The following is a 19,034-nucleotide window of genomic DNA, read 5'->3' on the forward strand; positions in this document are numbered from 1 at the left end:
AACTGGACCTTCGCCGGAAGCCAGCGTGGCGCCGACCGTGCCGCCATCATGCTGACGATGATCACGAGCTGTCGCCTCAACGAGGTCGATCCGAAGGTCTGGCTCGCCGACATCCTCGCCCGCATCGCCGATCTTCCCGCATCGCGTCTGCACGAACTGCTGCCCTGGGAATGGAAGCTCCTGGGCCAAGCCGGCAAGCCCGCCGGTCAGCAGGCCGCCTGACCTTCACGCAACGCCATCATAGCTCGCCGTGCCCGCGCGCACGCGTCAATCGGGCGGTCTTCATCGTATGCGTACGTAATTCCTCCTTCTTCAAGTCTGCAGATTGCGTCAGGCAACCTACAAGGGTTGGCAGGCGGCCAACACAACAAGCTTAAGTATCCTAATGGCCTCGGTCGAGCACTGCGGGGACATCCCAGACTAAGGAGATTGCAGATGAGCCTACAAAAATCGTCAATCAAAGCTGCGACGCTTGCCGTATTGCTCATCACGCGTGTTGGCCCGGAGCCGAATCAGTAACGGACCGATCGTCGCGGTGGCGCTACTGGCGGGCAGACCGTCGAGGTACGCTACGCAGAGTCCGTTTCTCAACGGGCTCGTGATTTCCTCGTCTTCCGATGGCGAGTTCTCGAACGCCTTACAGACCGTGACGACCGGACCTTCAGCGGAGCGGGTGGCCTGAACGTGGTGGGGGCGTATACGTAAACGCAGGCCACGGCGCATTGATCCCACGGCGGCGGGAGCTGGCCACTCCTGTCGGCGCCGCCGCCTGCTCGACGGGGTGCAGCACAGATGGACGAAAAGCTGGAGTTTCTGCCATCGGTCTGCACAGTGCAGCGGTGATCGCGCGCGCCAAGTTGTTGACTGGCCTTCCGGCCGCGACGAATCATGGTTTTTCATCTGGGAACTACAGCAGTGACTGAAGGTGCTCTGGGAGGAGCATATCCCTCCGAGACGCCAAGAATTCATGAGACGGCCGCAGGCATCATGACAGACGGTATATGCATATGAGCACCAACCTTGTGGTGCACGAAGCGACCAACACGCTCCGGCTGGTCACACAGGCGTACGTGAGCCTTCTCCTCGTCGCCTTCGCCCTGATGCCTGCCCAGTTCATCGCCTACCTGTTTTTCCAGCAGGATCCCGCGTTAAAATTCGAGAATCACCTATTCCACGAATTCGCGATTGCCGTCGCCACCCTCGAAGGGCTGTTTGTCACCTATGTGACGTGGCGTTGCTACCAAGCTTCAGGTGAACCTCTGTTGCGTTGGTTGACCCTGGGTTTTCTCGGCTTCGTGCTGATCTATTCGCCCCACGGCGCCTTCACCGGGATGGCACACCGCAATATTTGGTTGTTTCTTCTCTATGGGCCGGCGTCGCGTCTTGCGATGTCGATTCTGCTCTTCGTTGGGCTGTTCAGCTATGACCAGCCCTCAGACGAGGTCGAGAAGCGCTCCGATACGCGCACATGGCTGATGTGGATCGGTCTGTTCCTGACGATGGACATCGCCGTCGGCCTGATCGCCTACTCCCCCTATGCGGGGCATGCCGCGGTACGCTTGTCCATGGAAGGTGGCGCACTGGTGTTCAGCGCGTTGAACGTTGCGGCCATGCTGATGCGACGGATTCAGGCGCCGCTCATGCTCATTTTCGGTATTTCGGTCGCGTGGTTTGCCCTATCGTCGCTCGCATTCATTCTGGCGGCGCCCTGGAACCATATGTGGTGGCTCGCCCACGCGATCTTCGCTGGCGGGTTCTTCCTGCTCAGCTATGGCGTTGCCCAGGCTTTCCGAACGACGCAATCATTCTCGACCATCTACAGCCAGGAAGAAATGACTGCCCGCCTGGCCGAGTCGATGGCCGAGACGCAAAGGGCGCTCCAGCAATTGCAACTGAGCAATCAACGGTTGGAACGCCTTGCCGCCACCGACCCACTGACCGGTGCCGGAAATCGGCGCCATTTCATCGAGCAAATCAGCAACGAGATCACGCGGGCCAAACGAAGCGGAGCTCCATTATCTCTGCTGTCGATCGACCTCGATCATTTCAAGGATATCAATGACTCACGTGGTCACAGTGTCGGCGATGAGGTCCTCCGCGCATTCGTCCGAAAGTGTCTGGAGGCGATCCGCCCCTACGACTCTGTCGCGCGCGTGGGAGGTGAAGAATTTATGGTGTTGCTGCCGGGCGCGACGCTCGACGCCGCTTGCGCGGTAGCCGAGCGCCTTCGATCAGCCATCGAAGGCGCTGCGTTCGACGTCGGAGCCCAGCCGTCGGTTGGCGTCACCATCAGCGTTGGGGTGTCGGAGTTCGGGCGCGATGGAGACACGCTTGACGGATTCCTGAACGTCGCCGATCAGCGCCTTTATCGCGCAAAATTTGAGGGACGCAATCGTGTGATTGTCGGGTAGGCCATCGTTCATTCACGCGCGTAGCCCCTGACGTTCCGCGCCGTGACGATAGTTACTCGGCTTCATTCTCCAACTCGGACCCAGGACTTCAAATTGCTATTCGCTAGTAATTCATCAATTTTCAACATTCGCGTATGAGTTCGCCGCAGGAGGATGCCAATATTAGAATTGGACCACTAACTTGCCGAGAGTTGCCATGTCGGCGATTGGTACGGCATTATTCAACAGTCTTCGTTTCGAGGAGCGTTCTGGTGACTTCTGCGTCGACTGGACGCGGAAAATATTCACTCGACGATCGATATCGACGACGTGGTCAGCGAAGGTTCGACTGTCATGAGTGTGCGAACGCCCCGATCAGGGGTATTGCACGCTGATTGGTTCGACTGGCGTAGTTCTGCCACAAGAGATGCCATAGCTCTTTTTGAGGGCGTCGTTCTCGCCTCGATCTTGGTGTATGTCTATGAACTTGGTACCACTATCGGGCCTGCGCGCTACGGATCTCGAGGTTGAAGTTGCAGGGTAACTTAAATCCTCTGCGCACGATGAGGTTTCATCAACGTGTGCTCACAGGGCGGGGCCGTCCAGATGTTCGACCCCCTTCCAATACTCTCACTCATCGGAGGCGGAGATCGAGAGGTTCGAGGCCGTAGCTGTGCTCCGTTTGAATTGATGGTGTATTAAATTGAGGTAGTTTAGGAGACTTGGGAGCGTTTTCAACTGTATGTGGATCACTACGCGTACCCGGCATGTCGAAAGAAGTTCGCACTGCTTGGGCGCAACGTCTTGACAAACTTTCCTATCAGCCTAACCGACGTTGTCACGGGGCGTGCGGGTCGCCGCAGCGCGCCCTATGCTCGATCTCTGCCGACGTAACGTGATCGGAAATTGTTCTAGCCTGCCGGAATAAACACGAAGATTGATCGTCCGGCGATTCATGCGTGTACGACGCAGCGTATCGCATCGCGCCACTAGACTGCTAGCACAGCAACTTCGTGCCAATCGATGGCGTGAGAAGTGAGGGCTAACGAGGTAAGACGTTCAGAAACCGATCGTGAAGCTCACGCGGCATCTTCGCCAAAAGAAATTTTTCGATTATCCTACGATCGTCAGAGAAATGTTGAGCGCCATCGGACACGGAGTTGCCCTTGACACGGAGTTCTCGTCCAGACCCCCCCGTCTTAAAGCTCACCTTAAAGCCGCGAAAGCCGAGTTCGCCCGCCCCACCGGCAGCAGTCTCTACTTTCCTTACTTTTTTGAGCAGTTTTAGAAGGGCAGTCGTATCTGTGCGTCCAAGCTTCCACGTTGGGTTGGGACGGCCAGAAAAAATGTCAATTTCTACCTGAGCGCGATCGGGTAGCTGTTCCATCGAGTTCCTAGCTTGCCGGGTCTCGGGCCAAGCCTTATCGGATATGAACGCTTCGGCTTGTGACCATGTAAGTACAGAAATCGGTATAAGGGCCGCGATTGCAAGTCCTCGGATCCGAAATTGCAGCGCCAGCATTGTCGACGTTCCTCGCTGCCGTTTGGCCCGGCTTATGCGACCAACATCCAACGTTGTCTTGTCGATACCAATGATAGTCATTGTTCGGCCAAACGACCAGAGCCACGTACCAGCCGGAACCTGCGGCCAAGGGACTCGAGAAGTTCGCTGCCGGTTTCAATCCATCCGATTGAGCTGCGGCACTCACATTGCTGCAAGCCATGGCTGTCGCGGGGTGTCCACTGGCGCGACCTGGCTGAGCGAAGGTATTTGTCGCGTTGTTGTTCGCGTAGTTATAGCAGTTGTTGTAAGGCTGAATGTTGGGAACATTCCAGAGGCCCGGGTTGTAGGCTGGCGCATCAACGGCGCGACATTGCGGGCATGAAGGTGCGCCCGCCAAATTGCCTTCAAACCTAGCCTGAGCATGGGTGGCAGTGCGCGAACTGACGTGCCGGCGGACTTCGTCGTTTATGGCGCTCCCCGATGTGGTGATTAGCCAGTCCTCAATGTCGGAATCCGCAACGTAGTTGGCAAGGCCAAGGCCTCGATCGAGGATGCCTTCGTGCACAAACAGGCGTTTCGGCCCGGTCAAGCTTTCGACGTGCTGCGCGATATGAAACCCGCGGTACCCTAATCCGCCGACGACCCCTGACGGCCTCGAGTGGGTGAACGTCGACGAGGCTCTGATCCGTTCGTCAAGTTCTTTCTCTTGTGCGGCCGTCAGCTGCCAACTCGGGTTCGCGTTACCCGAAAACACGTCCAGCGTTACCACCGTTGTCATATTAGCCTCCGTCAAGCAAGGCAGATGAGTCGCGAAACCAGCGATAGCGAGGTTACCTCGTATAGGGGGCAGATCACCTCCTGATACTGATAGGAGCGTCCGCGACCTCGCCCGATAAAGAGAATAGTCCCGCGCAATTGCCCGAGCGTAAGCGGCACTTTACTTGTGTTGCCGAGTGCAAAACTTCACGAGGTTCGCATATTTGCGAAGGCGTCATCTAGCAGGCCGTTGAAGAACTCAGCCGCGTTCGCAAACGAAGGCTGAATCGTCGCCATTGTGGATGTAGAAGTGGCCAACGAGCCTGCCGGCAGAGCCGATCATGGCCCATCCGCGACCACAGGACGGATCATTCTCGTCGTGCCCCTCCCATGAGAACTCGGCGCAGGCCGATCCGTCGCGGGTGCCGTAGCGAGCATCCAGGAAGCCCTTGAGAGCCCCAAACGCTATTTCGCCATCGGACTTGCCCCGAAAGGTGAGATGCGCCTCTCCGACAAGATCGAGGAAGTCGCTGTCCCAGTTGTCCATTTCGACGATGCGCCAGCGGCCGGCAAAAGCCTTGGCGAAGCCGGGCACTTTGGCCATCAGCCGGCCTCCGCGATCAGCTTGGGCAACCGCACCAGATTGTAGGCGGCGGCAGCAAAGGTAAAGGCCCATCCGACCCGATCGCGGCCGCGGAAGCGGGTCTTGTCTTGCCCGCCGATCGTCTTGATCCAGCCGAATGCCTCCTCGATGCGCTTGCGGATGCGCTGGCTGACCACATAGCCGCCGTGCCGTGTCGTACGTCCGTAGATCGCAGAGCTGCGGCCGTTGGTGTTCTGCGCAACATGCGGCGTCACGTTCATCGAGCGCAGCTCGTTGACGAAGTCTTCTGCATCGTAGGCTTTGTCGGCACCAAGCGTGATCGCTGTCGGTCGATCGGCACGAGGCTCGATCATGTGCAGCGCAGCCACCCGTTCGGCATGCCCACCGGCCTGCGTCAGGCAGGCGTCGACCAGCAAGCCGTGGCGGTTCTCCATCAGCCCGTGCCCGATGAAGCACAGCTTCGTCTCCTTGCCTTTTCCCTTGCGGTAGAGCCTGGCCTCCGGATCGGTGGTCGAAGCATGGGTGTCGTTGGAGCGCTTCTGGCCATGGAAGTTCGCTTCAGCATTGCGCCCGCCGCCTTGGGCCGGCGGCTCGCCGGAGCTATCCTTCGATTTGACGCTCTTCATCGAGGCCCACGCCCCGATCAGCGTGCCGTCGACCGAGAAGTGATCGCTCGACAGAAGCTTCTTCACCCTGGGCTGCGCCAGCACCGCCGCCAGGAACTTCGCCGCGATGTCGCCTTCCAGCAGCCGGTCGCGGTTCTTCGAGAATACCGAATGGTCCCAGGCTGCATCGTCGACGCCGATTCCGACGAACCAGCGGAACAGCAAATCATATTCCAACCGCTCCATCAGAAGTCGCTCCGAGCGATCGAATAAAACGCCTGCAACAGCATCGCCCGCAGCAGCTTCTCCGGCGGGATCGACGGCCGTCCAATCGGCGAATAAAGGGCGGCGAAATCGTGCTCCAGCGCCGCCAGCGCCTCGTTCACGATCGTCCGGATCCCTCGCAGCGGATGATCACGCCGCACCCTTGCTTCCAGGTCGACGTAGCTGAACAAATCGCCCGTTCGATTGTCGCCGCCGCGCACGCACCGTCTCCGAATCTCGTCGGAGCCAATGAATCATGATCGTCGGTCGGCGGCGACTACCTTTTTTCAACAGCCTGCTAGTCTTGGTGACCGACTCGGCGCCCGGGTTCCCTCAAGTTCGAACTGGGCACCGAGCGGGGCGTCGGTAGGTTCGAACGTGCCTTCGGCGTGCTGCGTCAGCGAAGCGAGCAGGCCGGATTGGCCAGATCAGATCGGCTTCGAGGCGAAAACGACTCCTCCAGTCGCTAAGCACGACGATCGCCATGCGGAGCAATCGAACGAAAGCCGCGGCCCACAATGTCAGGCGCGCCTGACGAAGATTACTTCTATCATCGTTCGAGTCACGGCGCTCCACTCTCGTTCTTGGGACTGCAACTACGAATTGGAGCGACGACCCATCAGCTTGGACTGCATGTGGGCAAGCGCGTCGCTCAACCTTGCTGCTTCCTCAAAACGGGTCTCCTGGTGCGGCGGACGCGCGCCAGGATCGAGCAGGATGGCCTGAGCGGATTCCGACAGCCGGCGCAGCGGCGTTCTGAGCCATTGGGCGGCACATAGGAGTAGCGCGAGTGCGACAACCGCGCCAGCGCCGAGAATGATCCAGAACAATCGGATCAGTTCTCGGGTTGATGACATAGCATCGTCAGCGTTCTGTCGGATCAGGAGAGACCAGCCGAAGCTAGGGAGGTCAGCAAAACCAATGCTCGGAACGATCACTGTGAAATAGTCCTTGCCGTCAGGCCACCGCTCGCTCGAAAACGCTCTGGTGACGCGGCTGGCGGCAAGCGCTGAGCCGACGCTTAGCCGCTTGTTGACGAGATCGGTCGGACCAAAAAGGACGGTTCGGTCCCGCGAAAGCAGCAGCACATCGATTCCGGGCGCCTGCAAAGCAGCCATCCCCTCCTGCACCCATTTCCAATTGAGGTGTGCCCCGATTACGCCGACGACGGAACCACCATGCCGTAAGGGAGCGGCCAGATCGACGAAGCGATAGGGCTCAGCGGATACAGGCAAGAGGCTCGCGAGGAGTTGGGCCTCGTGAACATCGACCGCAGCTGGCGCATCAAGGCCGCGCCTGAACCATGGTCTCTGCGCAACGCTTGCGCCCTCAAGCATCCCATCCCTGGCCGCCAGTACCTTGCCCTCGAGATCGGCTATGCCGAGCCAGGAGTATCGTCCATCCAAGCGGCTCAGGAATTGGATGTGCTCACGGGCATTTGCCGGGTCGGTGGGGTCGATCAGGTCGGCCATACGTGCTAGGTCCATCCAAACCCCGTAGAGGCGCCGCGCCAGCAGGTTCGCGCTCAGTTCGCCGCGGGTCGTCAATTTCTCGACCTGCAATTCCTCGCCGCGCTGCTCCAAGGCCGCGGTGTACAGTGTGGCTGTCACGATCGCCGGCACCAGCATCAACGTTGCGCCGCCGACGAACACAAGCGTGCGCAAGCTCAGGCCTCTGTTCGCCATCACGCCTCCTCAACGGTTAAGAGCCCGGGCCAATTCGCGGATGATGCGAACGATGTCCCCGCGATCGGCTCCGGGAAGAGCTCGGGCGGTGTGAAGCTTCTCGATAATTTGGGCCCGCTGCTCGATGCTCGGCGAAAACTTTAGCCGGTAACCGTCACGAGTTGACGCAAGAACACGCGCCTCGACGTCGCCAATAGCTGGGATCGTCAAATTGCCTGTCGCCCCGACCGAAAGGCCGAACGGTCCGCTGATGCGGGCGCCTTCCGGCCCGAGATTCACGAGCCAGCCACGGTGCAGATCGTCTCCGATCGTCAAAGTGATCGGTTCAAGCACCTGGCGCTGCGGCCTATTGTATCGGGGGCGTTCAATGCACGCCGCGATCGCCACCAGCAAGACCAGAACGTTGTAGACGGTCCAGAACAGAACGATGGCGACGCCGTCCCCGGCTGCTAAAGAGGTATTGAAGACGAAATCGGAATTTAGCGGCACGATCAGGCCGCCAACGGTCAATCCAAAAAGGATCAGGAAAGGTCGCATCAATGACCATTGGACAACGATCCTCGTTCTGTCGCCGCCCTTGGCCGTCACCGAGAAACGATGCGGTCCTCTCGTCAAGAGGCCGAGCGCCGCGGCCCGACAAATCGGCCACGCAGCAATCAGCTGCGCCGTATCGTTGACGATGGGGATAAACAACCCCTTCGAGAGCCAATTCAGAGCCACGAGGACCATGACGTAGTACGGGATATAATATCTGGTGATATCGACGAGCGATGCATTCATGATCGTAATGCCGAGCCACCAGTACAGGAGCGGACAGATCAGACTCGCCAAGCGGAAGGGAAAGGTGGTTAGCCAATAGAGCACGGAATCGATGACACTGATCCGGTGCATCAAACCCAATCGATGCGAACCAAATGGATTGTAACAGTTGCGCGCAATTTGCATCAGGCCGAGGCACCAGCGGCCGCGCTGGACGATATATTCCTTGAGCCCCTCTGGAGCCAAGCCCTCGGTCAGCGCTTCGTTGAGATAGACGGTTTGCCATCCATTTTCGGCAAGCTTGAGCGTGAGCAGGAAGTCCTCGGTCACGCTTTGCGTCGGAAGCAGGCCGATCTGTTGGATTGCATGAACTCTCATCACGGATGAGGTGCCGCAACAGATCGCGATTCCCCAGGCATCCCTTGCCGATTGCACATTGTCAAAGAAGTGTCGTTGCTCGTCCGGGTACCCGGCGCTGATGCCGAGGTTGTGCTGGATTGGATCTGGATTAAAAAAATGCTGCGGCGTTTGAACTAGGCCAACACCTTGATCGTAAAACAGTGCCACTGTGCGGTCGATGAAATCGACATGTGGAATGAAGTCCGCATCCAGGATGGCGACAAAATCCGGTCGATCTGGATTTAGGGCACGCTGGGCAAGCGCGTGGTTGATGTTTCCCGCCTTGGCATGCGCGTTGTCGGAGCGCGCAATGTATCCGACAGAGTGCCGCTCGCAGGCTTGTCGGAGCCAGTCCCTGCGACCATCGTCAAGGACAAAGACGCCAAGCTTTGGAAAGCGCACGGCTTTGGCCCCGATGATGGTCCGCTCGAGTATCTCGAGCGGTTCATTGTAGGTCGTGATGAAGATGTCTACGCTTGGCGCTTCTCCAGGTGACCACCATCCTACGTGTTCGTCGGCCTCTGCCGTGCGCTCTCTCACCCGCGAGAGGATCACGAATGCGATTGAAGAGGAGAGAACAGTCAGGGCCTCGAGCGTTGCGAAGCCCCAACTGACCAAGGCATCCGGGGTCCAGTCGAGCGGCACCAAGGTCTCAGTGAACCGCCACGCAACGTAGCGCCACGAGAGAAGTGTTGCCGTTCCAAGCAGAAGGGTGCGCCAGTACCATCGGTTCGGGTTAAGTAGCGGGAGGACGGTCAGGCGGAGCCCGATAATGACGGCGGCTCCCGCTAGAGCGGCGAAGAGTGGCGATAGCAGAGCCATCAGAAGCCGTACCGTGTGAAAAAGCGACGGAATTGGGCGATCGGGCCGCTCGAAAACACAACACGTCCGGTGCGCCCGATGGCGCAGCCAAGATCGGGTTGTTGTGCGAGACCCGGCACCGTCACTGTCACGTCGAAGCGCTGCAGATGCTGCGGACTCGGACCAACGGCCAGGTTCGCGTAGAGGGGCGCCGCACCGGATCCGCCGAGCCGGGTGACCGTTCCGTCGAAAATTCGCTCGTCGCCGAACAGCCGAAACTGCACCGCCGTCCCCGCGGATAAGTTATCATAAAGCGATTCGGCTACGCCCGCTGTGACGACAAGGCTATTGCAGTCGACAAGCTTGACCAGATCTTGTCCGCGCCGGGCGTACTCGCCATTGTCCACCAGTATATCCCAGACAAGCCCTAGAACCCGGGCATTGAGCGTCGCGGAAGTCAGCCGATTGACGCGCAGACGCTCCGCATCGATCTGCCGATCGAATAGAGCGATACGCGCCTTGATTTGCTCCTCTTCGACATACGATTCTGCAAGCCGTTGATCTAGTTCTCGAATGCGCTGCGTCGAAAAGGGGGCATCATTATAGGACTCTCCGATGAAGACGCCGGTGCGGGCTGAGGCGAGTTCCGTCTCGAAATAGTTGACCCGCTGCTGCGCACTCTCCAATTCTTGTTGTGTGACGTCGAATGTCGCGCGCGCCCGATCTAGGTTGGCCACGGTCTGAACGCCGCGATTGTTTAACTCATTAGCGCGTTTGAATTCGGCGTCCGCCTCACGCAGGCGTGCGGCTGCTGCGTCCTGCGCCGCCTTTGTCTCAGCGATCCTCGCCTCGATCTGTCGAATCCTGCCACGCTGATAGTCGGTTGATTGCGCGTCAAATCCGGCTCTCGACCGCGACAGCGCGTCCCTCTGGCCGGCAATCCGTTTGAGTTCGATGCGTTGATTGTCGCGGTCGCGCTCAAGTTCAAGAAGCCGAGCGGTATCAAATCGCTCATCGGAGACCTCAGCCGCGAGTTCTCCTGCATTAATGCGCGCTCCAATGCTCTTGACGGAAAGCGTTACCCGGCCGTCGATCGGGGCACGCACGACGTAAAGTCGGGCATTTACCGTGGCATCAGCCGAAGTCCCAGCGAAGTGCTCACCTAGGATGACGTACAGGCCGCCGGCCAGTAGGATCAAGCCAATGACCACACGTATGAGCTTCATGAGAGACTTCCAATCACATTCAAGCTGCCTTTTCTAGCGCAACTTAGAGGCGAATTTGTGGAGGCAAGCAAATGTGACACTGCAGTCAGACGTTGAACATGAATTGGATCGTTAGAATGCGAGACAGTTGATAACGACGGCGATCGGCAAGGTCACACTGTTCGAGGTCGCAGATCGTGCAGGCTCTGCATCTCGCGAGCTCTCCGGAGGGAATAGAGCGCTGTCGTTCCTTGTTCACGCTCGGCGGATTGATTACCGCGTTGTAGACGATGGCCGCACTTTGAGCTGATCAAATATAGTCGAGCCTTGGATGAACCACTTGCCGCAACCAAAACGTTAGTCGTCGCTTGGGTTGTTGTCGCCCATTCCAGAAACCCAATCGAAATGTGCGACGCAGGTGCGGCCGGTTCCGCAGCGCCAATGCGTCGTAAACGAAGGGCTCAGCCAGCACGGGCGCTGTGCGTGTTCGCCGTTCGCGTTCTCATCGTCGGTTGCAATCGTGGGCATTCGGTGTCTCCTAACTTGAAGAAGGATTGACGATGTCCCGCGTGGTTGTTTGCTCAGTTCCGATCATCAACTATTTCAAGGTAGCACAACCTCCAGCATGTCCATGCCTACCTCCCTTAGTAGGTACTTGGCCGCGGGAAGAAGTCCGACGTCTCAACTGCGCAGAATTCGTCTGCATCTGATGATGCTCGATCCGCGGCCAACTTCGCCTTCTCTTGGATAGCCGAGGAGAGCGAATGAGTGAGGAACGACTCACGGAAGGCTGTCGTGGATTGATCCATGGAACGGGTGATGAAGACGTGCGACGGATGTCAATCAGCGTTGGACCGGGGCTTTTCTCACGCGAAGATACTCACTGGCCAACAAACTCCGGAACTTATGGTTGAATGCGGTATTTTGAAGGGGTGGCCGTGAGAATGCGACGCGTAACTTGAGTCAATCTAATATCAGCCAACGGTATTTTCCAAAAAGCTCCGAGGATCTTTAAAGGCATTGCCCGAGACGTCCACGTGGACGTCATCATCTTGCGATGACAAGCGTCCAGTGTTTGTCAAGAAAGGACAATGGGTAGTCGTTCGTTAAGAAGCCGGATTGAGCTTTGCGGAACCGACGAGCGTTCGCCATAGGAACGGGCGCAAGAGCTCCCTGCGCCAGGCGAGGATGCGGCGCAAGTTGTGGCCGACGGCTGAGAGGACGACGTTGGCGGCATCGCCGGCACGGCCTTTGAGGTAACAGCGGCCGAGATGACCTTCTGCTTTCATGTGCCCGATGATGGGCTCGATCGCGGGCGGCGGCGCAGTTCGCGCTTGATGATGCCGAAGACGCCGCGCTTCTGACCAGAGATGAAGACGCGACGGGCATTTTGCGCGTCGTGGCCACGGTACCCTTGTCGACATAGGCCCGCTCGATCGAGCCAGTGAGTGTCTCGGTGCGACGTCATGCAAGGTGTGACCGTCGTAAGGGTTGTCGGGCAGCGACCTGGCGTGCAGCACGAACAGGCACCGGGAGCCCGGCTGTTATTGGTGACGATGGAGGCCTTCACCCCGAATTCGTAAGGCGCAGCGGCCTTGCCGTTGCCGATGCATTCCACCTCTGGGGCATGCAAAGAATAAAGCTTCCATCCGCGCTGACGCTGCTGCTGCAAGCGGATCTGCGTGGCTCGGTCAAGCGGCAGGGCGAACGCTTCGTCCAGTGCTGGCTGGCCCTCGATCTTGCGGCGGATGTCGCGGATGATCCGGCCTAGCCGGCTGCGCAGGATGCGCAACTGCCGCTGATGCCGCCCGAACTGTTTTGCATGAGCGTAGCGACCCGCCATCATCGCCGCAGCTTTGGCCACGCGACAATAGGATTGCCGCAGCCTGACGCCGAGCCTTCTCGTCAGGCGGTTGGGCCCCCTGAATGGCCGCATGCAAGAGCTTGGCATCGGTCGGAAAGGTGATAGCCTTCGGCTGCACCGTCGTGTCGACTGTGACTCGCTTGAGGTCCCGGCTCCGCAATGCGCCGGCCGCGTGCGCCACCCGCAGGCTCTCAGCCAGCAGCAGCTCCAGCTTGTCGCCGAGCCGCTTGCGCCAATGGCTTAGGTCCGGGCGCTCGTGCGGGAAGGTGTGCTGGAAGAACTCGGGTAAGTTCACACGCTTGGCGAATTGCAGCGTGTCAGACAAGACGGCGCCGCCGGATGCGTACAAAACTTAGGTCGCTTGAGATTTCGCGACTGCGGGCAACCGTCGGAGGACAGTCGCCAGTTGAAATGACCCTTAGGCTCCATCGTGGCGAGGCATTATTGGCGAGAGCCTCGCGTGTCAGATAAGTCGCCGCCAGTCTGTTCCAGGATTTCACAACACGATACCAGTTCTCTTTTCGAGCCGGTAACAGTTGAAGCTTCCTTTGCGTCTTGCGTGCAGCCGCAAGCCTTCCGTCGCACTTAGCTTGTTCCAGAATCTTGCGCTCTAGTTCCTCGGTTCGTTTCCATCCATCCCCTCTGATTCTGCTCTGCGCAAAGTACTCGAAGACGATTCGGAAGGTCAGAGCACGACCTGCGGCGGCCCTTGGATCCAACTCAGGTTCGGTCAACCAGCGCAGAAGCGCGTCGAGGTGCTCCGGCCCGCCAAGCGTGAGAATGTCACTGCCCTCAAAAATCGAAGGTGCGGCGTATGCTGCGAAATCGAGCTGGGTGTCTAAGTCTTGTGATCCCAGCCAGCGGCAAATTGCTTCTAGAGGAGACATGGCTTTAGCTCTGCTTCCTTTCAGTCGCGCTTTGAGTGCTCACGACTGGCAAAGATGGGTTTGACCGCGATTTGACCCAGAGAATGCTATACCGGTCAACTACAAGATCCTGCAGGCGCGATCACATTAAATAATTATATGTTCGATCGCGGACAGAGAGCATAGTTGGAGTTCCGGCCCACAGCTTCACGCGTGGCGTTTGCCGGTCGGGCGCCGACCAGCGAGATGCACGACCGCCGTCACATCGAAGTCTCGAAAAATCGCTAGTGCCATGACTGCCACCCGGCTTGGTGTTGCCCGATGATGTCAAGTCTTCCGAGTGAACGTCACCGCGAGCGCATACTTCTGTCCGTCGTCAGCGCCTAGCCCCAGATCATGCTGTCAGAGGGAGCGATGAGCTAGAGCATCCGATCGCCTTGCGTCGTAACCAACTGCGACGAGATATTTTGGCATTTCTCGGGTGAGAAACGTTTGAGAGCGCTGGCGATTGCTTGCCAGAGGTCGGGCATGGTGCGTGCTGCGGCGGCGCGCAACAGAGCCTTCAATTTCGAGAAGGCCATCTCGATCGGGTTGAAGTCCGGACTGTAGGGCGGGAGATAGAGCAGGCTTGCTCCGACTGCCTGGATGGCCTCTCGAACGCCATCGATCGTAAGCCGCAAGGAGACTGTTCAATTACCCATAATCTTTGCCTCGATCGCGGCTCCCAGTTCGATGTCAGTCAGCCGCCATAGTCAGCGCCAGATGACGGTATTTCCTGGAGGAGGATCGTTGGCTCGGGCCAAGTATCCTCCGAGCCGCGCGATCTTGACGACATAGTGCGAGAGCGTACGCCGTCGAGGGCGATCGTCACCCTTGTCTTTCACCAAATGATCAAGAAGCCTGAGTTCGGAATCTGTCAGCGCCGTCTGCGGTAGGGCAGTCGGTGAGGAATGATTGAGCATCGTCATCCAGAAGACGCGCCTACAATACAAAAAACGGCGATCAGATTGACCAAACGTTCAGCGGTTCGCAACTTCGAGTCCTCCGCCTTGCAGCCAGATTTGAGGATCTTATGCAAGACTTCGATCTTCGACCTCAACGAGTACCATTCGATTTTCTTGATGGCATCCCTGCGCGATTGGACCGGGAGATCGGGGAAGAGCTTCCACTCGATCTTCTTTCGCCGTTTCGGCGTTCCCCGCTCTTGAGCATGGATCACGGTCAGAGTGAGTGCGGGAAATTTCTTCTGCTTGCCGATCGGCGGCGGAATCCGAAGCTTGCGGAAACGAATTTCGAGACGCTCTTCGTCCGGGTTGCCTCTGTCATCCTTGACCTTGATCCGATGCAGGCCTTTGACCGTAACCTCGTCCATTTCGTCGGCAGTTGTATGAATGCCGTCCCCGGTAAGCCGATCAACACAGGTTCGCACAAGGAAATGCGTTCCAACCTCCTCGGCCAGGCAAAACAGTTCGTAGATGTCGCTCTCGCGATCGCCAATACGCGAGAAGATTGGTCGATTGCCGTAAATTCTCCAGCCAGCGGATGCTCTCCTTCTGCTCGATCGGAACACGCGTCGGATTGATTTTTCGCTTCAGCGCAGTCGTCCCCTTGAACTTCTTGCGTGTCCAGAACTTGATTGCCGCCAGTCCGAGCGGAAGCCCCTCGGTCGTCACGGCGAGGCTCGAATGCATCAGGATGCCGCACTGCGTGCGCCCCGCCGTCTTGCCTGTAAAGCCAATCAGATCCGGCTTCTCACGCTTGAATCTGAACTCCGTCGTGTCATGGAGAGCGAGGATCGGTCCCTTCGTCGCCGTTCCGCACCCGCGCGTCGCCTCGAAATGACCGCAAAGAATATCTGCCTCGTTGACCCATTCGTTCGAGAGGAAGCGATAGGCGGCGTTCGTGTTGGCCCAGTCCTGACAAACCAGCGGGATGCTTTGACCCATGTCGCTCCCGATTTGTGCGAGCAATTTGCAGAACCGGCGGCCAAGCCGCTCATCGTTACTCGCATCCCGCAGCTTCCCGATCAACCCACGCCTAAGTCTCAATACCGCCGGTCAATCGCTGAGCACGCGCCTCCGCGCGTTCCTTCACCAAGCCCATCGAGCACCCCACGTCTTCGAATCAGGTGCTCAACAACGAATCACAACAGATTCTGCCGATTCAAGATTTTGCCCGCCGCGCGCCGTTCAAATCCGATTTCAGATGTGGGTAATTGAAAGCTCAGCTCGCCGCTTACATTGAAAGCCGGCTGAGCGCTTACGAACGGGGCGGGGCTTAAGGGCGAGATCGAGATTTCGTCGAATCAGCCGGGCGCAAAAAGAGGCAGGTGAACCGGGATCGCAGCGCTATGTCCTTGGAGGGGCAGTCCGGTAACCAACTTCGCCGCGAAAATGATCATCAGTCTCCGGCGTGGATAGCCAGCCCGCCCCGCGGACTCCGGCTAATAGCCGATGGGGCGCCGATTCTCGTCCTGAGATCGGGCCAAACAGCGGTTGGCAAATAGAGTCCCAGCGCTCCTCAGAAGGAGCGCTGGGACCGAAAGTGAATGCGCCAACTTGGGGGCTGGGAAACGCATCCACCATCGCCTAATGGTCCCGCGCCAAAACAGTTCGATTAAGTAATCGGCCGGTAATTGTTCTGGGCCTCAGCGGGGGGGCTAGTACGCAATCGCGTCGAATTGCCGGTTAGCAGGGCGCCGCTGACCCCGCAAATACGACGGCTCGCGGATTGAATCCCCTTAACGTTCTAGTCGCAGGCAGTCATCAAGGCTCAAAAGGTTATCGGGGAGAAAACGATCATTCTCGGTCTTCAGGTACTCGCGACCGTCGTGTTTTCTGACGATCACCCAGGCCGTCTTGCCTTGCTCGCTGACATCATAAGCTTTCGGATCGCGTTTGACATTTGCGATGGCTGTCTCTTCCGGGTGTTGCCACCCTGAGCCGCCGACGGCTTGAATGCGCCGATGGCGGTCTTGATGCGTGGGTAGCTTGACAATGCATGTAATCCGGCGAGTCATGAACCACTCCTATTTTGTGAGCCGAAGCTCGGGACCGCTGGCGGAGAATCGGACACGCTATCCGCTCATGCTGCCACATGGTTGGGGCTCGCCCCCCTCCCTGGAATAGTGGGGGGCGTATCATTGCTTATCGGACGTGGGATACGCACGGCGCGAGTCGTTCTTCTGCCGCTTGCGCCGTGCCGAGATCGGATCGATACGCTCAAGTCTCACATGGGGATCTGGTGAATCGGATCACTGCCCCTGGTCATTAAGCGGGGCAAATCCCCGGACTTCTAGCTAGGGCCCCGAGTGCTCAGATGCAACGGGTTTCGACATTCCTCGGCAGCCGACGTTGAGCCCCCGTCCTTGCCGGAGGGCAAGCTCAAGCGAAAAGTGAAAGTAACCTGCTCGATCCGTTCTTCTTGTCCAAATCGTCCCATTCTTCGGGAACCACTTAATCGCCCCGTTTCTAATCTGTCGGCATAAGCAGCAATCGCGCGTACACGTGGCCTGACCCATCACTGCGATATCGTCGAGACCGGCAACGACAGTTGGCGATTCAAGAGCCGAGACGACGATCACGCCACCCGCGCTCGTCTCGCCTCCGCTATCCCGGCCAGCTCCGACGAGACGAGCGCTACCAGCAATGCTCGCCGCGCAAAGGGGGCAAAATTGGGCTCTGACTCACTTTTGATGCAGTTTGCGGGATGTCTGCGCTTTGATTGGAGGAGAATCAGCGCCATGCAGCAGGCACTCCACCGCTCCAGTTTGGTGCAGCGTGGGTTTGTTGTAGAGAGTGCTTACTACGAGGGTGATAAGGCCATTGTTGTGGTTCGGGCGTCCGGAAGCGTCGGCCTGTGTCCATCTTGCGGAACGGTTTCCCGAAGTGTCCATCGCCGCTATCGACGCCGCGTGACCGATCTGCCGCTCTCGGGGCGGATCGTCCAGCTCTTGGTAATCGCCCGCCGCTTTCGCTGTGGCGCGGTTCTATGCGGGCGCCAAATCTTCACCGAGCGATTCGCCGAAGGCGTACTGGCGCCATCGGCGCGACGTACGGCAAGCCTGGACTCCATCGTCCATCACCTCGGTCTGGCGCTTGGCGGTCGACCTGCAGCAGGCTTTGCAAAGCGGCTGATGCTGCCGGTGAGCAAAGATACGCTTCTTCGGGTAGTTCGGCGCCGTAGCCGTCGTCCAACTGACCCGCTCAAGGTTATCGGCGTTGATGATTGGGCCTGGCGGCGCAATCACCGATACGCCAGCATCATCTGCAACCTGGAAAGGCGCCGGGTGGTCACCCTGCTGCCGGATCGTGAACCGGCAACTGCCCAAGCGTGGCTCTCTGCTCATCCCACGATCGCAATCGTCGCCCGTGATCGTGGCGGCGGATATGGCGAAGCGGCAGCCAAGGCTCTACCGCATGCAGTACAGGTCGCCGATCGTTGGGATCTGATGGAGAACGCCAGTCGGACTTTCCTCGACGCCGTACGCAAATCGATGCGCCAGATACGCACCGTCATCGGCGCCACCACAATCAACCCCAAGCTGCTCACGGCCGCCGAACGCCTTCAGTATGAGGGTTATCTGCGCCGCGAGGAGACCAACGCGGCCATCTTAGCACTGTCGAAGAACGGCATACCTATCAAGCAGATTGTGCGTCAGACCGGCCACAGCAGGAAGCTGATACGACAGGTGGTCCGCGGCGAATGTCACGACGTCTTCCGAACCCGGCAAAGTTCGTTGGATCTGCACTTGCCATGGCTGGACGAGCAGTGGGCGTCCGGCTGCCGCAATGGAGCTGAACTGTGGCGCCGCTTAACAGGGCTTGGATTCCGAGGCTCGCTCCGCGTCATCAGCGAGTGGGCCACCCGCAGACGACGAGCGGAAAGCGCCGACACAAAACTTGCAGAGGATTCCGTCGGCCAGGACGATCGCGCGCCTCATGACAATCGGGCGGGACTCCCTCACGAAAGCGGAGACCGTCACGGTCGTGGCGATCGAAGCTGGCGTGCCAACCTTGGTCGAGGCACGCGAGATCATTGCCGAATTCCACATGATGATCCGCCGCAAGATCGAGGTGCGTCTCATGACGTGGATCGAGCGCGCCCGCGCTAGTCTCGTCGTCTCGTTCGCCAGCGGCGTCGCCAGGGACGAAACGGCGGTCCGAGCAGCAATCACTTTGCCCTGGTCTAACGGCCAGACTGAAGGTCAGATCACGCGCCTCAAGCTCATCAAACGCCAAATGTACGGCCGCGGCAAAATCGATCTGCTTCAAGCGAGACTAATCGGCGCAGAATAATCGGAGCTGCACCAAAATTGCGTCAGAGCCACATT

At 58.6% G+C, this 19,034-nt stretch carries 13 protein-coding genes and 5 pseudogenes; 4 read left to right on the plus strand and 14 right to left on the minus strand.

The window, feature by feature from the left end; all coding sequences use genetic code 11:
* The coding region (locus AKN83_RS34915) for a transposase domain-containing protein (protein ID WP_172803664.1) at positions 1–222 on the plus strand (222 nt) is incomplete at its 5' end.
* Between the two features lie 785 nt (positions 223–1,007).
* The gene (locus tag AKN83_RS41835) at positions 1,008–2,411 is read left to right on the plus strand and encodes a GGDEF domain-containing protein (RefSeq protein ID WP_050399929.1); all 1,404 of its coding nucleotides are present in this window, start codon (positions 1,008–1,010) and stop codon (positions 2,409–2,411) included.
* A 1,021-nt stretch (positions 2,412–3,432) separates the two neighbouring features.
* On the opposite strand, the gene AKN83_RS40230 is transcribed toward AKN83_RS41835, so the two are convergent.
* The 14 genes and pseudogenes from AKN83_RS40230 to AKN83_RS39020 all read right to left on the minus strand — a co-directional run bounded on the left by AKN83_RS40230 (position 3,433) and on the right by AKN83_RS39020 (position 16,721).
* Positions 3,433–3,777, minus strand: coding sequence for a hypothetical protein (locus tag AKN83_RS40230; RefSeq protein WP_128089702.1), 345 nt, complete (start codon positions 3,775–3,777; stop codon positions 3,433–3,435).
* Between the two features lie 34 nt (positions 3,778–3,811).
* Entirely contained in the window at positions 3,812–4,672 is an 861-nt protein-coding gene (locus tag AKN83_RS40235) for a hypothetical protein (protein ID WP_157113712.1), read from the minus strand.
* Between the two features lie 237 nt (positions 4,673–4,909).
* Positions 4,910–5,254, minus strand: coding sequence for a hypothetical protein (locus AKN83_RS34925; RefSeq protein ID WP_050399930.1), 345 nt, complete (start codon positions 5,252–5,254; stop codon positions 4,910–4,912).
* Positions 5,254–6,344 (minus strand): annotated as a pseudogene (locus AKN83_RS34930) (IS5 family transposase). The gene AKN83_RS34925 and the pseudogene AKN83_RS34930 overlap by 1 nt, the downstream one beginning before the upstream one ends.
* Positions 6,345–6,719: 375 nt before the next feature.
* On the minus strand, positions 6,720–7,808 hold the full coding sequence (locus AKN83_RS34935) for a cache domain-containing protein (protein WP_050399931.1): 1,089 nt from the start codon (positions 7,806–7,808) through the stop codon (positions 6,720–6,722).
* Between the two features lie 9 nt (positions 7,809–7,817).
* Positions 7,818–9,611 (minus strand): glycosyltransferase, encoded by a 1,794-nt coding sequence (locus AKN83_RS34940; RefSeq protein ID WP_244522215.1) that lies wholly within the window; start codon positions 9,609–9,611, stop codon positions 7,818–7,820.
* 176 nt (positions 9,612–9,787) lie between these two features.
* The gene (locus AKN83_RS34945; protein WP_050399933.1) at positions 9,788–10,993 is read right to left on the minus strand and encodes an HlyD family secretion protein; all 1,206 of its coding nucleotides are present in this window, start codon (positions 10,991–10,993) and stop codon (positions 9,788–9,790) included.
* A 336-nt stretch (positions 10,994–11,329) separates the two neighbouring features.
* Entirely contained in the window at positions 11,330–11,500 is a 171-nt protein-coding gene (locus tag AKN83_RS40240; protein WP_157113713.1) for a hypothetical protein, read from the minus strand.
* A gap of 578 nt (positions 11,501–12,078) precedes the next feature.
* A pseudogene (locus AKN83_RS39005) lies at positions 12,079–13,119 on the minus strand (IS5 family transposase); the annotation flags it as partial.
* Between the two features lie 34 nt (positions 13,120–13,153).
* Positions 13,154–13,723 (minus strand): hypothetical protein, encoded by a 570-nt coding sequence (locus tag AKN83_RS39010; RefSeq protein WP_128089705.1) that lies wholly within the window; start codon positions 13,721–13,723, stop codon positions 13,154–13,156.
* A gap of 381 nt (positions 13,724–14,104) precedes the next feature.
* A pseudogene (locus tag AKN83_RS41555) lies at positions 14,105–14,361 on the minus strand (transposase); the annotation flags it as partial.
* A gap of 305 nt (positions 14,362–14,666) precedes the next feature.
* The gene (locus AKN83_RS41560; protein ID WP_244486437.1) at positions 14,667–15,074 is read right to left on the minus strand and encodes a hypothetical protein; all 408 of its coding nucleotides are present in this window, start codon (positions 15,072–15,074) and stop codon (positions 14,667–14,669) included.
* A 40-nt stretch (positions 15,075–15,114) separates the two neighbouring features.
* Positions 15,115–15,648: a transposase DNA-binding-containing protein gene (locus AKN83_RS41565; protein WP_244486438.1), complete on the minus strand. Its 534-nt coding sequence runs from the start codon at positions 15,646–15,648 to the stop codon at positions 15,115–15,117.
* 794 nt (positions 15,649–16,442) lie between these two features.
* Positions 16,443–16,721: a DUF3892 domain-containing protein gene (locus tag AKN83_RS39020; protein ID WP_050399935.1), complete on the minus strand. Its 279-nt coding sequence runs from the start codon at positions 16,719–16,721 to the stop codon at positions 16,443–16,445.
* Positions 16,722–17,213: 492 nt separating this feature from the next.
* Here AKN83_RS39020 and AKN83_RS41945 point away from each other — a divergent pair.
* Together AKN83_RS41945 and AKN83_RS39025 are read left to right on the plus strand one after the other, a co-directional pair.
* Positions 17,214–17,387 (plus strand): annotated as a pseudogene (locus AKN83_RS41945) (IS21-like element helper ATPase IstB); the annotation flags it as partial.
* Positions 17,388–17,444: 57 nt separating this feature from the next.
* Positions 17,445–18,999, plus strand: a pseudogene (locus AKN83_RS39025) (ISL3 family transposase).
* Positions 19,000–19,034 lie beyond the last annotated feature (35 nt).

The sequence above is a fragment of the Bradyrhizobium embrapense genome, assembly GCF_001189235.2.
GTDB lineage: Bacteria > Pseudomonadota > Alphaproteobacteria > Rhizobiales > Xanthobacteraceae > Bradyrhizobium > Bradyrhizobium embrapense.